We start from the raw sequence: 13,998 nt of genomic DNA, 5'->3' as shown, positions 1-13,998 counted from the left end.
TCAGTAGATCACGGGTTCGGGGACGGGCGCGCCGAACTCGGTGCGCAGGAAGTCGAAGTCGCAGCCCTCGTCGGCCTGCTGGATGTGCTTCGTGAAGGCGAAGCCGTAGCCGCGTTCGAAGCGCGGCGGCGGCGCGACCCAGGCGGCGCGGCGGCGCGCCAGTTCCTCGTCGGGCACGCGCATGTTGATGGTCCGCGCATCCACGTCGATCTCGACGATGTCGCCGGTCTTCAGCAGCGCGAGCGGCCCGCCGATATAGGCCTCGGGCGCGACATGCAGCACGCAGGCGCCGTAGCTGGTGCCGGACATCCGCGCATCCGACATCCGCAGCATGTCGCGCAGACCCTGCTTCAGCAGCGCCTTGGGCATCGGCAGCATGCCCCATTCCGGCATGCCCGGCCCACCCTGCGGGCCGGCGTTGCGCAGCACCATCACGGTGTCCGGGGTGAAGGGGTAGCTCTCGTCGTCCACCGCCTTCTTCATCGAGGGGTAGTCGTCGAACACCACCGCCGGGCCGGAATGCCTGAGGAATTTCTGGTCCATCGCCGCGGGCTTGATGACGCAGCCCAGCGGCGCGAGGTTGCCCTTCAGCACCGCCAGCGACCCTTCGCCGTAGATCGGGTTGGACAGCGGGCGGATGACGTCGTCGTTGTAGACCTTCGCACCCTCGATGTTCTCGCCGAGCGTGCGGCCCGTCACTGTCAGGCAGTCCAGGTGCAGGTGCTCCGTCATGCGGGACATCAGGCCGCGGATGCCGCCGGCGTAGAAGAAATCCTCCATCAGGTAGGTCGAGCCGGAGGGGCGGACATTGCCGATGACGGGCACCCTGCGGCTCGCCTTCTCGAAGTCATCGAGACCGACGTCATGGCCCGCGCGCCGCGCCATCGCGATGAGGTGGATGATCGCGTTGGTCGAGCAGCCCATCGCCATGGCGACCGCGATTGCGTTCTCGAAGGCCTGGCGGGTCTGGATGCGGGACGGCGTCAGGTCCTCCCACACCATCTCCACGATCCGACGCCCGCTTTCGGAGCAGAGCCGGATATGGCCGGCATCGGCGGCGGGAATGGACGACCCGCCGGGCAGCACCATGCCGACGGCTTCCGCGATCGCCGTCATGGTGCTCGCGGTGCCCATGGTCATGCAGGTGCCGTGGCTACGGGCGATGCCCTGCTCGACGCCGAGCCAGTCCTTCTCCGTGATCTTCCCCGCGCGCAGCTCGTCCCAGTACTTCCAGCTGTCGGAGCCCGAGCCCAGCACCTTGCCGCCCCAGTTGCCGCGCAGCATCGGTCCCGCGGGGATGAAGACGCAGGGGATGTCCATGCTGGTCGCGCCCAGTAGCAGCCCCGGCGTCGTCTTGTCGCAGCCGCCCATTAGCACGGCACCGTCCACGGGATGGCTGCGCAGCAGCTCCTCCGTCTCCATCGCCAGCATGTTGCGGTAGAGCATGGTGGTCGGCTTGACGAAGCTCTCGCTCAGCGACAGCGCGGGCAACTCCACGGGGAAGCCGCCGGCCATCAGGATGCCGCGCTTCACGTCCTCCACCCGCGTCTTGAAATGCGTGTGGCAGGGCTGGAGGTCGGACCAGGTGTTGACGATCGCGATGACCGGCTTGCCCTGCCATTCCTCCGCCGCGTAGCCCATCTGCATCGCGCGGGATCGGTGGCCGAAGCTGCGGAGGTCGGCGGGGCCGAACCAGCGGCGGCTGCGGAGGTCCTCGGCGTTCTTGCGGCGCGGCGTATCGGTCATGGTTGCGTTCCCCTGCTGGCCCGGCTCAATCCAGCTTGATATCCGCGCGGCGCGCAACCTCGCCCCAGCGCTGCGTCTCGCTGGCCACGAAGGCGCGGAAGGCGTCGGGCGTCGAGCCCACCGCGGTAATGCCGAGGTCGTCGAACCGCGCCGAGACCGCCTGGGTCCGCAGCGCCGCCAAAGCCTCCTGATTCAGCCGCGCGACGATCGCGGGATCCACGCGCGACTGGGTGAAGAGGCCGTGCCAGGACAGGCTTTCGAAGCCCGGCACGGTCTCCGCCACCGCCGGCACGTCCGGCGCGGCCGGGCTGCGCTGCAGCGATGTCACGCCCAGGATCCGCATCTTGCCGTCTCGCGCGAAGGGCCAGACGGAGGAGAAATTGTCGAAGGCGACCGGCAGCTCGCCGGAGATCAGCGCCGTCGTGATCTGCGCGCTGCCGCGATAGGGCACGTGCTCGAGCTCGGTGCCCGTCATCTGCCCGAACAGCGCGCCGGCGAGATGCACCGAGGTCCCGACGCCGGACGTCGCGAAAGGCACGTCGCGCCGCGGCCGCGCGCGGAGATAGGCGACGAATTCCTGCACGTTGGTCACGGGGAGGTTGTTCGCGACGGCGATCGCGTTGGGCTGCGCCGCAAGCTGCGTGATGGGCGCGAAGTCGCGCGCGACGTCATAGGGCAGGCGCGGATAGATCGCGGGGTTGATGGCGTGGCTGCTGATGGTGCCGAGGCAGATGGTGTAGCCGTCGGGCGTCGCCCGCGCGCAGGCCTCCGACCCGATATTGCCGCCCGCACCCGGGCGGTTCTCCACCACGAAGGGCTGGCCGAGAGACCGGCTCATCTCCGCCGTCACCAGGCGCGCGACGGTGTCGGACGTGCCGGCGGCGAAGGGCACGATCACGCGGACGGGCTGCGTCGGCCAGCGCGGTTGCGCCATCGCGGGCAGCGCGGCGAGAGACAGGGCGGCGGCGAGGATCAGGCGGCGGGCGGGCAGCATGGCGTTCCTCCTTGCGGCGCGTGGCGACGGCCCGCTTCCTTATGGCCCCGGCACACTCATATATGAGATAACACTAGTCAAGCCCTGGGTTGGTCCGGTTCCGGCGCGATGCTAAGGGCGATCCGTCCATGAGCCCGAACGCCGACGCCCTGTCCGCGCCCGAAGCCGAGCTGGCGCTGTCGCCGCTGGGACCACGGCGTTCGGCGGCCGAGGTCGCGTATGAACGCATCCGTGACGCGCTGATCTCGCTCGCCTTGCCGCCGGGCACGCTGGTGGCGCGCGGCGCGATCGCGCAGCGCCTTGGCATCAGCCAGACCCCGGTGCGGGAGGCGCTGATCCGCCTGCAGGACGAGCAGCTGATCGAGGTCGTGCCGCATTCCGCGACGCGCGTCTCCCGCATCGACCTGGCCGGCGCGCGGGAAGCGCATTTCCTGCGCCTGGCCGTGGAGGCCGAGATCGTCCGCCGCCTGGCCGCGGCGTCGTCGCCCACGCTGACCGGCCTGCTGCTGGAAGAGATCGCGCGGATGCGTGCCGCCGCGGACGAGGCTGCCTTCCACGCCGCGGACGAGGCCTTCCACGCCTCGCTGTACCGCGCGGCCGGCGTGCCGGGCCTGCGGGAGCTCGTGCGCAGCCGCAGCGGCCATCTGGACCGGCTGCGCCGGCTGCACCTGCCCGAGCCCGGCAAGGCCGCCGCCGTGCTGGCCGAGCACGAGGCGCTGACCGCCGCGATCCTGGCCGGCGATCCCGCCCGCGCCGAGGCGACGCTGCGCGCTCATCTCTCCGGCACCTTCGCCGAGGCCGCGCGGCTGCGCGCGACCCGGCCCGACTATTTCACCGAAGCCGACGGCGGCGCGGATTGAAACCCTCTCCCGCTCGCGGGGGAGGATGGCCGCGAAGCGGCCGGGTGGGGGTGAGCGCGACCTACGAGAGCCCGCGTGCCCTTTCCGCATCCAACACCGCCAGGATCGCGGGCATCCGCTCCTCCGCCTGCTTCTTCAGCTCGGCAAAGACGCTGTTCCCATGCGCGTCGATCCCGACCGTCACCGGCCCTAGCCCTTCGACGGTCAGCCGCACCAGCCGGTAATGCGCGGGCAGGTCGGGGCAGGCCACTTCCTTGACCGCGCGGATCGCCGTGGTGTGCAGCGGCGCGCCGCCGCCGAGGAACGAGAAGTAGACGCAGCCGACTTCCCGCATCGCCTCGACGCACCCCGCATCCAGCCCACCCTTCCCGCCGACCGCCGTCAGCCCGTAGTGCCGGATCAGCCGCGGCATCAGCGCGTTGAAGCGCGTGGAGGTCGTGGGGTTCATGTAGAGGATCTCGAGCCCGCCATCCCCGGCATCCTGGCTGTAGGAGCCGAGATGCAGCAGCGACCCGCCCGCGACCGCCATCGGCGGCGGCGTCCCGTTCTCCGCCGCCGCCAGCAGGCGCTGATGCGTCGGCAGCCCCGCGGAGATCACGATCTCCCCGTCGAGCAGCACCACGTCGCCGGCACGCAGCGTGCGCGCCTCGTCTGGCGTCATCGGCATGCGGATCCTGCGCAACTCGCTCATTCGAAGCGCTCCACGCTGCCGTCGGCGTGCAGGCGCGCGCGCGTGCGGCGGTTGATCCAGCAATTGAAGCAGACCGCGACCGGCGTGTAGCCGTGACCCGACGCGTAATCGACATGCACCGCCAGCGCCGTGGTGTCGCCGCCCGTGCCCATGGGCCCGAACCCCGTCGCGTTCACCGCGGCCAGCAGGCGATCCTCCATCGCGGCCAGCACCGGCTCCTCGTTCACGCTGCCGACGGGGCGCATCGTCGCCTTGCTCGCGATCTTCGCCGCGACGTCGAAGCTGCCGCCGATTCCGACGCCGATGATCACCGGCGGGCAATGCTGCGATCCCGCCTGCATCACGACCTTCATCACATAGGCCTCGATTTCGGCCAGCGTCGGGAAGGAGAAGGTCTCGAGTGCCGCCCAGCGCCCCGATCCCAGCGCCTTGGGCTGGCACAGGATCTCCACCCAGTCCGCGCCGCCCGCGACGTCCCAGGTGACCAGCGGCATGTCCTTGCCCTTGAAGCCGCGCTCGTTCGTGAGCGGGTTCGTGACGTGTTTCAGCAGCGGCGGCTTGATGGTCTCGACCAGTTCGTCGAAGCCGTCGGAGATCGCGGCCTTGATGTCGCCATCCAGCCTGGCCGCTGTCCCGATCGTGACATGGAAGACCGGCACGCCGGAATCGCTGCACACGAAGCGGTCGTCCTGCTCCGCGCGGCGCGCGCTGCCCAGCATCATCTTCAGGATCTCGCGAGCGCCAGGCTGCGTCTCGCGTTCCAGCGCGCGTTCCAGGCCGAGCTTGGTGTCGTCCGGCACCTTGCGCAGCGACCAGGAGTAGAGCTGCGCCGAGAGGTCCTTCACGGCCTCGTAGGTGATCGCCATGCACGTTTCCTCGAACCCGGGCGGCATCCTGGGACTGGACGCGCCAGGCGTAAAGGGTCATAAGACTGACCTAACGAACCAAAACCCCGAGGGAGGCGCGTGCGCCGGATGAAGCTGCATTGGTCCCCGCGCTCGCCCTTCGTGCGCAAGGTCATGGTCGCGGCGCATGAGCTGGGGCTCGCCGACCGCATCACGACGCAGCGCACCGTCGCCGCGATGCTGAAGCCCGCGCGCGAGCTGATGCCGGACAACCCGCTCGCCAAGATCCCGACGATGGTGCTGGACGACGGCACGGTGCTCTACGACAGCGCGGTCATCGTCGAGTATCTCGACAGCATGGCCGGCGGCGGCAGGCTGATCCCGCGCGAAGGCCCTGCGCGCTGGACGGAGCTGCGGCGCCACGCGCTCGCCAACGGCTTCCTCGACCTGCTCATCCTCTGGCGGAACGAGCGCGCCAAGGGGCAGCCGATGACCGAGCTGATCGAGGCCTTCCAGCTCAAGACCGACGCCGTGCTGAAGTCGTTGGAGGCGGAAGCCGGGGCGATCGCCGCCGCGCCGCTCGGCCTCGCGCAGATCACCATCGCCATCGCCGGCGACTACATGGACTTCCGCTTCCCCGAAATCGGCTGGCGCGCGCGATGCCCGAAGCTGTCGGCCTGGCAGAGCGGGTTCGCGGAACGGCCCTCGATGCGCGCAACCCCGATCGTGGATGCCTGACGCATGGCCGGCGCGCTCTCCCACATCCGCGTGCTCGATCTTGGCCGCATCATGGCCGCGCCCTGGGCGACGCAGATCCTGGCCGACCTCGGCGCCGACGTCATCAAGATCGAGCGCCCTGGCGCCGGCGACGACACCCGCAGCTGGGGCCCGCCCTTCCTGAAGGCCGAGGACGGCAGCGCGACGAAGGAGGCCGGCTACTTCCTGTCGGTCAACCGCGGCAAGCGGTCCGTCACCATCGACATCGCCATGCCCGAGGGGCAGGCGCTGGTGAGGAAGCTTGCGGAAGGCTGCGACGTCGTCGTGGAGAACTTTAAGGCCGGCGCGCTGCAAAGGTACGGCCTCGACGCCGACAGCCTGCGCGCGGTCAAGCCATCCCTGATCTACTGCTCCGTCACCGGCTTCGGCCAGGATGGCCCGCGCCGCGACCAGGCGGCCTACGACTTCATGATCCAGGCGATGGGCGGCCTGATGTCCATCACCGGGGAGAAGGACGGCGCGCCGCAGAAGGTCGGCGTGCCGATCGTGGACCTCATGACGGGGATGTACGCCGCCGTCGCGATCCTGGCCGCGATCGCGAAGCGCGAGCGGACCGGGCAGGGCGAGACGATCGACCTCGCCATGCTCGACGTGGCGTCGGGGATGCTCGCGAACCAGGCCATGAACTTCCTGGTCGGCGGCCGCGTGCCCCACCGCGCGGGCAACCGCCATCCCAACATACAGCCGCAGGACGTCTTCCCCGCGAAGGACGGCTTCATCGTGCTCGCCGTCGGCAATGACGGGCAGTTCGTGAAGCTCTGCGAGGCGATCGACCGGGCCGACTGGGCGCGCGATCCGCGCTTCGCCAGGAACCAGGATCGCGTGAAGAACGAAGGCGCGCTGACCCCGATGCTGGCCGAGCGCTTTTCCGAGTTCACCCGCGCCGAACTCATCGCGAAGCTCGATGCCGCCGGCGTACCCTGCGGCCCGATCAATGCCGTGCCCGACGTCTTGGAGGACCCGCAGGTCAGGCATCGCGAGATGCTCCGCCACCTGCCGCATCCGCTCGCCGGCAGGGTACCGCAAATCGTCAGCCCGATCCGCATGCAGGACGCGCCGCTGAGCTTCGACAGGCCGCCGCCGACGCTGGGACAACACACGAACGACGTGCTGGCCGAACTTGGCCTGGGCGACGACGACCGCGCGGCGCTGTCCGCAAAGGGCGTGATCTGATGGCGCCGCGCATCCCGCTGCCCGGCCGGGACGAGCTCGACGCCGCGCAGCGCGAGGTCTGGGACCGCGTGGTGTCGGGTCCGCGCGGCCAGGTGATCGGGCCCCTGCGCGCCGCCATTCACAATGCCGAACTCGCCGGCCGTTGGTCCGCGCTGGGCGAGGCGCTGCGCTTCAACACCTCCCTGCCTAAGCGCTTGTCGGAACTCGCGATCTGCGTCACCGGCCGGCGCTGGAGCAGCCAGGTCGAGTGGTTCGTGCATGCGCGCGCGGCCGAACAGGCAGGCGTTTCCGTCGCGGTGCTCGACGCCATCAGGGACGGCCGCGCGCCCTACATTGCCGATGCGGGGGAAGCCGCGGTCTACGACTTCGCGCGCGAATTGCAGCATGACGGCCGCGTCTCCGACGCCGCCTACGCCGCCGCGCGCGACGCTTTCGGCGTGAAAGGCGTCGTCGAGCTCACCGCGCTGATCGGCTACTACACCATGGTCTCCATGACGCTGAACGCGCATGGCGTCCCGCTGCCCGATGGTGAGCGCGATCCCCTGACCCCGCCCGAGCGCGGCCTGTTCGCGCTGCCGGAACGCCGGCGGTGACCGACCGCGTCGCGGCCCCCGCCGTCACGAAGCCTCGGCGCGCCGTGCCGGACGGCGCCTGCGACACGCACACCCATGTCTTCGACGCCCGCTTCCCCAACGGCCCGGCACCCTACGCGCTGCCGCTCGCCTCGCTCGGCATCCACCAGGCCATGCGAGCGACGCTCGGCTGTCCGCGCGCCGTGCTGGTGCAGGCCGCGCCCTATGGTCGCGATCCCGCCTGCCTGCTCGATGCCCTCTCGCGCGACGCATCGCTCCGCGGTGTGATGATCGCCGACGAGACCGTCGCGGACGCGACGCTCGCCGCCTGGCACGACGCCGGCATCCGCGCGCTGCGCTTCGTGGAGATGCCGGCGCCCTCCGGCACCGGCCGCTACCCCGGCAGCATCGGCGTCGAGACGCTGGAGAAGCTCGCGCCGCGCCTGCGCGCACTCGGCTGGCAGGCACATCTCTGGGCCGCCGCGGCGCGATGCGCGGAACTGCTGCCATCGCTGATGCGGATGCGGCTGCCGATCGTGCTCGATCACCTCGCCATGCCCGCCGGCGCCGACGATCCCGCGCTGGCGACCATCCTCGATCACCTCCGCGGCGGCGATCTCTGGGTCAAAGCGACGCTCTGCCGCGTGCGCGCGCCGGACGCCGACCGGCGCCGCGTGCAGGAACGTCTGGTCGCGGCCAATCCCGACCGCATCCTCTGGGGCTCCGATTGGCCCTATGTCCGGATGGAGCCGCCGCCGGATGCGGGCGCGATGCTCGATCGCTTCCTCGACTGGCTGGACGACGACACGCTGGCGCGCCGGATCCTGGTCGACAATCCGGCGCGGCTTTTCGGCTTCTGAGCAGGAACGAACGGGAGGACACGACATGCTGAACCGGAGGACCGCGCTGGCCTTGCTGGCCGCGCCCGCGCTGGCGGGTCGGGCCGCGGCGCAGGCCGCCTTCCCCGACCAGCCCATCCGCATGATCGTGCCCTTCGCGGCCGGCGGCCCCGCCGACATCATCGCGCGCGTCGTGGGCCGCGCGATGAGCGAGAAGCTCGGCAAGCCCGTCGTGGTGGAAGCGCGGCCCGGCGCCGGCGGCGCGATCGGCGTGGATGCCGTCGCGAAGTCGCGGCCGGACGGCTACAGCGTGGTGATGGCGTCCAGCGGCGCCATCGTCATCCTGCCGCATCTCCGCACCAACATGCCCTACGACCCGCTGCGCGACCTCACGCCCATCAGCCAGGTGCTCGCGGTCCCGCAGATCATCTCGGTCGCGCCGAACCTCGGCACGCGGACGCTGGCGGATCTCGTCGCCATGGCGAAGGCGCGGCCCGGGCGGCTCGCCTTCGGCTCCGCCGGCATCGGCTCCTCGCTGCACATGGCGGGCGAGCTGCTGAAGCTGCGCGCCGGCATCGACATCGAGCACGTGCCCTATGGCGGCGCCGCGCCGGCAGTGACGGACCTGCTGGCGGGCCGCATTCAGATCCTGGCGGCCGACGTGCCCGCGCTGATCGGCCATGTGCGCGCCGGCGCGGTGCCCGCGCTTGCCGTCACCTCCGCCGACCGGCTGGAGATCCTGCCCGATGTGCCCACCGCGATCGAGGCCGGCGTCCCCAATATGATCAGCGAGACCTGGTACGGCGTGCTCGGCCCGGCCCGCATCCCCCCCGACCGCGTCGCGAAGCTGTATGAGGGTGTGCAGGCCGCGCTGCAGGATCCCGATGCCAGGCGGACGCTGACGGAGCAGGGCGGCCGCATCGTCGGCAGCACGCCCGAGCAGTTCGCCGCCTTCATCCGCGAGACCTACGCCACCTGGGGCGAAGTCGTGCGCGCCACCGGCGCGAGGCTGGAATAGTCGCGATGAAGCGCCGCAGCGTGTTGCCCTCAAGCGCCGGACGCCCGCTCCGCGAGCTTGGCTCGCCGGACTGCCGGCGGGCCGCGTTCGCGGCCTCGGCCGGCGATGCCGCCCGCAGGTCGGTCCTGGCAGCGGGCGGAGCCATCCTGGCCGCCCTCACCGCGCCGTCCGTCGCGCGCGCGCAATCCTGGTCGCCGGACAAGCCGCTCCGCATGATCATCCCCGTCACGCCGGGCGGCACCGCCGACACCGTCGCGCGGATGGTGGCGGAGCCGATGGGACGCATCCTCGGCCAGACCGTGGTGGTGGAGAACAGGCCCGGCGCCAACGGACAGATCGCCGCGGTGCAGGTGGCACGCGCGCCGGCCGCCGAGGCGACGATGCTGTATTGCCCGCCGCCGATCCAGATCCTCAATCCCTTGATGATCCGGAACCTGCAATACGACGCACAGAAGGACTTCGCGCCGCTGGCCGCGCTGATCCGCTCGCCGAAGCTGCTGGTGGTGCGGCCGGACTTTCCGGCCACCGACGTCGCGGGGCTGATCGCGATGGCGAAGGCGCGGCCGGGGCAGGTGACGTATTGCAGCTCCGGCATCGGATCGTCGGCGCACCTCGCCGCCGCGCTGTTCGCGCAGATGGCGGGGATCGAGCTGCTGCACATTCCCTATCGCGGCACCGCGCCCGGCGTGCAGGACATCATCGGTGGCCGCGTGGACTTCACGTTGGACACCGCGGCCTCGTTGATCCCGCTTGTACGCGACAACCGCCTGAAGGCGCTGGCGGTCAGCACGCGTGACCCCGCTGAGATCGCGCCGGAACTGCCGCCCATCGCGCGCACCCTGCCGGGCTATCACGAGGCGTCCTTCAACTACCTCGTCGTCACCGCCGGCGCGCCGCCCCCGGCCATCCACGCCATGAACGCTGCAGTGAACCAGGCGCTGCGCATGCCCTCGGTGCGCGAGCGCCTGGCCTCGCTGGGATCGGAGGCGCTGGGCGGCACGCCGGAGGAACTCGCCGCCATGGTCGCCGAGGAGATCGAGCGCTGGCGTGGCGTCATCACGGCCCAGCGGATCACCATCGAATGAAGACGAGACGCCGCACCATCCTCGCCGCCGGCATCGTACTGCCGCTGCCCGCGCTGGCGCAGGGCGCGTTCCCGAACCGCCCGATCCGCATGATCTGCCCCTTCGCCGCCGGCGGCTCCGCTGACGCCAGCGCGCGGCAGCTGGCGGAGCCGCTGGCCGGCGTGCTCGGCCAGCCCGTCGTGGTGGAGAACCGCCCGGGCGGCGGTGCGACCATCGGCGCGCAGGTCGTGGCCCGCGCGACGCCGGATGGTCACACGCTGCTCTACGGCACGCCCGGCCCACAGATCGTGAACCCCTGGCTGATGCGCGGCGTGCCGTATGATCCCGTGCGCGATTTTGCGCCGGTCTCGGGCTACAAGCGCGCGCCCAATCTGCTGGCGATCCATCCCTCGATCCAGGCGCGGGACGTCGCGGAGCTCATCGCGCTCGCCAAGGCGCGGCCGGGCACGCTGACCTTCGCCACTTCCGGCATCGGCTCGTCGTCGCACCTCGCGGGCGAGATGCTGAAGTTCCTCGCGCAGATCGACATCACGCACGTGCCGTACCGCGGCACCGGTCCCGCCATGACGGACCTGCTGGCGGGGAATGTCAGCATGGCACTCGACACGCTCTCGATCCTGCTGCCGCCCTCGCGCGCGGGCAGCCTGCGCGCGCTCGGCGTCACGACGCCGCAGCGATCCGCGCTCGCTGCCGACCTGCCCGCCCTGGCCGAGACGCTGCCCGGCTTCGACGCCGCGCCCTTCAACTACGTCGCGACCACCGGCGGCACGCCGGCGCCGATCGTCGCGCGGCTCAACCAGGCGATCGTCGGCATCCTGAATGACCCCGCCTACCGCGCGCGGATGGAGGCGCTGGGCGAGGAAGCCACGCCCTCCACGCCCGAGGAACTGGCCGCGACCATCGCCGCGGAGAGCGCGCGGTGGAAACAGGTGATCGAAGCTGCGGGGATACGCGCGGAATGAGCGACTACGAAACCTTGAAGCTGGAGGTCGCGGACTACGTCGCGACCGTCACGCTGGATCGCCCGCCCGTCAACGCCATGAACCGCGCGATGCGCGAGGAGATCGTGCGCGTCTTCGACGAGCTGCACGACCGCGCGGACGTCCGCGCCGTGGTGCTGACCGGCGCCGGCAAGGCCTTCTGCGCCGGCGCCGACCTGAAGGAACGCCCCAACATCGCGGGCGAGCCCGGCGCCTATCCCCGCCACAACCGCCTGACGCGCGCTGTCTTCGACAGCGTGATGGAATGCCAGAAGCCCGTGATCGCCGCGGTCAATGGCCTGGGCATCGGCGCGGGCTGCGTGCTGGCGCTCTGCGCAGACATCATCCTGGTGGCGGAGGACGCGTATCTCTCCATGACGGAGGTTGACGTTGGTCTCGCGGGCGGCGTGAAGCATGTGCGCCGCCACCTCGGCGAATCCGATGCGCGGCTGATGATCTACACCGCGCGCCGGATGACGGGGCCGGAGCTGCTGCGGATGAACGCGGCCTCGCTCTGCCTGCCGCGCGACGCCCTGCTGGCCGAGGCGCAGAAGATCGGGCGCGAGATCGCGGCCAAGGTGCCGCTCGCCGTCCAGGCCGCGAAGAAGTCCTTCCAGGTCACGGAATACATGCCGCTGCACGAAGGCTACCGCTTCGAGCAGTCGCAGACCGTCGCCCTCGCCTCGACCGAGGACACGCAGGAGGCCTGGCGCGCCTTCGCGGAGAAGCGCAAGCCCGTCTTCAAGGGGCGCTGATCATGGCGCGCGAACCGATCCTGCTGCTGGTGCCGATCCCCGCTGACCTGCGCGCGGCACTCGCCGAGCATTACGACCTCGTGGACGACAAGCCGAACGACGTCCCGCGCCCGGGTTTCCGCATCGCGGTCACCACCGCCATCGCCGGCTTCACCGCGGCCCAGCTCGATCGCCTGCCGGATGTGAGGATGATCGCGAGCCAGGGCACGGGCCTGGAGAAGTCCGACCTGCCCGCCGCGGCCAGGCGTGGCATCAAGGTCGGCTACACCCCCGACGTCATGACGGAGGACGTGGCGGACGCCGCGATCGGCCTGATGTACGCCGCCGCGCGCCGCATCGCGGAGGCCGACCGCTTCGTCCGTGCCGGGCGTTGGGGCGCGGAACGCATCGCGCCGTCCATCAGCCTGCACCGCAAGGCCGCGGGAATCGCAGGGATGGGCAGGATCGGCCAGGCCATCGCGCGGCGCTGCGCGGGCCTCGGCATGGCCGTCGCCTGGATGGGGCCGCGGCCGAAGCCGGAGATCGCCTGGGACTACGTGCCTGATCTCCGCGACCTGGCGCAGCGGTCCGACGTGCTGATCATGGCTGTCCCCGGCGGCGCGGAGACCAACGGCATGGTGGACGCAGCGGTGCTGAAGGCGCTGGGCCCGCGCGGCGTCTTCGTCAACGTCGCCCGCGGCGGCGTGGTGGACGAGGACGCGCTGATCGCCGCGCTGCAGAACGGCACCATCGCCGCGGCTGGCCTCGACGTCTTCGCAACCGAACCGAAGCTCGACCCGCGCTTCCTGTTGCTCGAGAACGTGGTGCTGGAGCCGCATTCCTCCTCCATCACCTACGAGACGCGCGCCGCCGTGATCGCGCGCATCCTCGGCGACATCGAGGCCTTCCGCGAAGGGCGCGACTTCACCGACGTCGCACGCCATGCCTAAGGCCGCGATCATCGACCTCAACCGCAGCGCGGTCTCGCGCTATATCCAGCTCGCGACCCTGTTCAGGCGGCGCATCGAGCAGGGGGCCTGGCGCACCGGCGCGCAGATCCCGACGGTGGACGAGCTCGCCGCGGAATACGGCGTGGCGCGCGCGACGATCCGCCAGGCGCTGGACCTGCTGGAGGCCGACGGGCTGATCGAGCGCTTCCGCGCCAAGGGCACCTTCGTCCGCGCCGCGCCGAACCGATTGTGGTGCGAGGTCGAGACGGACTGGTCGGGGCTGCTGCGGTCCCGCGACGGCGCCGAGATCGAGATCCTGTCGGACGAGCCCGGCAGCGCCGGCGCGCCGGTGCCGCAGGCCGGGATCGGCACGCCCGCGCCGCTCTATCGCCACATCCGCCGTCGTCATGCGCGCGACGGCCAGCCCTTCCTGCTGGCCGATGTCTGGCTGGACGAGCGCCTCTCGCCCAGGGTCAGCGAGGCCGATCTGCGCAGCAAGACCGCGCTGAAGCTCGCCGCCGGCATCCCCGGGGTGAGGATTGCCGATGCGCGCCAGACCCTGACCATCGGCAGCGCGGATGTCGAGACCGCGGCCGCGCTGCACATCCCGCTGAACGCGCCGGTCGCGCTGGTGCATCGCGTCGCCGTGGACCAGCGCGGCGTGCGCATCCTCGTCGCCGACGGCCTCTATCGCGGCGACCTCGTCCGCATTGACATCAAGCTGCGCTGAGGAG

Annotated in this window: 15 protein-coding genes; 11 read left to right on the top strand and 4 right to left on the bottom strand. The window is 71.0% G+C overall.

Annotation, left to right across the window (positions count from 1 at the left end):
* Positions 1-1,746, bottom strand: coding sequence for an L-arabinonate dehydratase (araD, locus tag ACLF3M_RS26835; protein ID WP_430660069.1), 1,746 nt, complete (start codon positions 1,744-1,746; stop codon positions 1-3).
* A 25-nt stretch (positions 1,747-1,771) separates the two neighbouring features.
* Entirely contained in the window at positions 1,772-2,740 is a 969-nt protein-coding gene (locus ACLF3M_RS26830) for a Bug family tripartite tricarboxylate transporter substrate binding protein (RefSeq protein WP_430660068.1), read from the bottom strand.
* A gap of 128 nt (positions 2,741-2,868) precedes the next feature.
* Here ACLF3M_RS26830 and ACLF3M_RS26825 point away from each other — a divergent pair, with 128 nt between their 5' ends.
* Positions 2,869-3,600, top strand: coding sequence for a GntR family transcriptional regulator (locus ACLF3M_RS26825; RefSeq protein WP_430660067.1), 732 nt, complete (start codon positions 2,869-2,871; stop codon positions 3,598-3,600).
* A gap of 61 nt (positions 3,601-3,661) precedes the next feature.
* Here the strand turns inward: ACLF3M_RS26825 and ACLF3M_RS26820 are convergent, their stop codons facing one another.
* Both ACLF3M_RS26820 and ACLF3M_RS26815 read right to left on the bottom strand, forming a co-directional pair.
* Positions 3,662-4,354, bottom strand: coding sequence for a fumarate hydratase C-terminal domain-containing protein (locus ACLF3M_RS26820; protein WP_430660066.1), 693 nt, complete (start codon positions 4,352-4,354; stop codon positions 3,662-3,664).
* Positions 4,288-5,157: a fumarate hydratase gene (locus ACLF3M_RS26815; protein WP_430660065.1), complete on the bottom strand. Its 870-nt coding sequence runs from the start codon at positions 5,155-5,157 to the stop codon at positions 4,288-4,290. Before ACLF3M_RS26815 ends, ACLF3M_RS26820 begins: the two co-directional genes overlap by 67 nt.
* Before the next feature lie 108 nt (positions 5,158-5,265).
* Here ACLF3M_RS26815 and ACLF3M_RS26810 point away from each other — a divergent pair, with 108 nt between their 5' ends.
* The 10 genes from ACLF3M_RS26810 to ACLF3M_RS26765 are packed head-to-tail and all read left to right on the top strand — an operon-like array spanning position 5,266 to position 13,994.
* Entirely contained in the window at positions 5,266-5,874 is a 609-nt protein-coding gene (locus tag ACLF3M_RS26810) for a glutathione S-transferase (protein ID WP_430660064.1), read from the top strand.
* Positions 5,875-5,877: 3 nt separating this feature from the next.
* Complete coding sequence (locus ACLF3M_RS26805) at positions 5,878-7,086, top strand: CaiB/BaiF CoA transferase family protein (protein WP_430660063.1); 1,209 nt, start codon at positions 5,878-5,880, stop codon at positions 7,084-7,086.
* Entirely contained in the window at positions 7,086-7,679 is a 594-nt protein-coding gene (locus ACLF3M_RS26800; protein WP_430660062.1) for a carboxymuconolactone decarboxylase family protein, read from the top strand. Before ACLF3M_RS26805 ends, ACLF3M_RS26800 begins: the two co-directional genes overlap by 1 nt.
* Complete coding sequence (locus tag ACLF3M_RS26795) at positions 7,676-8,518, top strand: amidohydrolase family protein (protein ID WP_430660061.1); 843 nt, start codon at positions 7,676-7,678, stop codon at positions 8,516-8,518. Before ACLF3M_RS26800 ends, ACLF3M_RS26795 begins: the two co-directional genes overlap by 4 nt.
* A gap of 25 nt (positions 8,519-8,543) precedes the next feature.
* Entirely contained in the window at positions 8,544-9,515 is a 972-nt protein-coding gene (locus ACLF3M_RS26790; protein ID WP_430660060.1) for a Bug family tripartite tricarboxylate transporter substrate binding protein, read from the top strand.
* Between the two features lie 5 nt (positions 9,516-9,520).
* Positions 9,521-10,600, top strand: coding sequence for a Bug family tripartite tricarboxylate transporter substrate binding protein (locus tag ACLF3M_RS26785; protein WP_430660059.1), 1,080 nt, complete (start codon positions 9,521-9,523; stop codon positions 10,598-10,600).
* Complete coding sequence (locus tag ACLF3M_RS26780; RefSeq protein ID WP_430660058.1) at positions 10,597-11,562, top strand: Bug family tripartite tricarboxylate transporter substrate binding protein; 966 nt, start codon at positions 10,597-10,599, stop codon at positions 11,560-11,562. Before ACLF3M_RS26785 ends, ACLF3M_RS26780 begins: the two co-directional genes overlap by 4 nt.
* Positions 11,559-12,335 carry an enoyl-CoA hydratase/isomerase family protein gene (locus tag ACLF3M_RS26775; protein ID WP_430660057.1) on the top strand — a complete coding sequence of 259 codons (777 nt, stop codon included), beginning with the start codon at positions 11,559-11,561 and terminating at the stop codon, positions 12,333-12,335. Before ACLF3M_RS26780 ends, ACLF3M_RS26775 begins: the two co-directional genes overlap by 4 nt.
* A gap of 2 nt (positions 12,336-12,337) precedes the next feature.
* Complete coding sequence (locus ACLF3M_RS26770; RefSeq protein ID WP_430660056.1) at positions 12,338-13,264, top strand: 2-hydroxyacid dehydrogenase; 927 nt, start codon at positions 12,338-12,340, stop codon at positions 13,262-13,264.
* Positions 13,257-13,994 (top strand): GntR family transcriptional regulator, encoded by a 738-nt coding sequence (locus ACLF3M_RS26765; protein WP_430660055.1) that lies wholly within the window; start codon positions 13,257-13,259, stop codon positions 13,992-13,994. The genes ACLF3M_RS26770 and ACLF3M_RS26765 overlap by 8 nt, the downstream gene beginning before the upstream one ends.
* The last annotated feature ends 4 nt before the right edge of the window (positions 13,995-13,998 follow it).

Source organism: Falsiroseomonas sp. HW251, assembly GCF_050563545.1.
GTDB lineage: Bacteria > Pseudomonadota > Alphaproteobacteria > Acetobacterales > Acetobacteraceae > Falsiroseomonas.
This window is presented reverse-complemented; position numbering and strand designations above follow the sequence as displayed.

Coding starts and splice junctions, on each gene's coding strand:
- ACLF3M_RS26790 (WP_430660060.1), top strand. CDS start 8,544: ATGCTGAACCGGAGGACCGCGCTGGCCTTGCTGGCCGCGCCCGCGCTG.
- ACLF3M_RS26770 (WP_430660056.1), top strand. CDS start 12,338: ATGGCGCGCGAACCGATCCTGCTGCTGGTGCCGATCCCCGCTGACCTG.
- araD (WP_430660069.1), bottom strand. CDS start 1,746: ATGACCGATACGCCGCGCCGCAAGAACGCCGAGGACCTCCGCAGCCGC.
- ACLF3M_RS26810 (WP_430660064.1), top strand. CDS start 5,266: ATGAAGCTGCATTGGTCCCCGCGCTCGCCCTTCGTGCGCAAGGTCATG.
- ACLF3M_RS26785 (WP_430660059.1), top strand. CDS start 9,521: ATGAAGCGCCGCAGCGTGTTGCCCTCAAGCGCCGGACGCCCGCTCCGC.
- ACLF3M_RS26815 (WP_430660065.1), bottom strand. CDS start 5,157: ATGGCGATCACCTACGAGGCCGTGAAGGACCTCTCGGCGCAGCTCTAC.
- ACLF3M_RS26775 (WP_430660057.1), top strand. CDS start 11,559: ATGAGCGACTACGAAACCTTGAAGCTGGAGGTCGCGGACTACGTCGCG.
- ACLF3M_RS26800 (WP_430660062.1), top strand. CDS start 7,086: ATGGCGCCGCGCATCCCGCTGCCCGGCCGGGACGAGCTCGACGCCGCG.
- ACLF3M_RS26830 (WP_430660068.1), bottom strand. CDS start 2,740: ATGCTGCCCGCCCGCCGCCTGATCCTCGCCGCCGCCCTGTCTCTCGCC.
- ACLF3M_RS26805 (WP_430660063.1), top strand. CDS start 5,878: ATGGCCGGCGCGCTCTCCCACATCCGCGTGCTCGATCTTGGCCGCATC.
- ACLF3M_RS26780 (WP_430660058.1), top strand. CDS start 10,597: ATGAAGACGAGACGCCGCACCATCCTCGCCGCCGGCATCGTACTGCCG.
- ACLF3M_RS26765 (WP_430660055.1), top strand. CDS start 13,257: ATGCCTAAGGCCGCGATCATCGACCTCAACCGCAGCGCGGTCTCGCGC.
- ACLF3M_RS26825 (WP_430660067.1), top strand. CDS start 2,869: ATGAGCCCGAACGCCGACGCCCTGTCCGCGCCCGAAGCCGAGCTGGCG.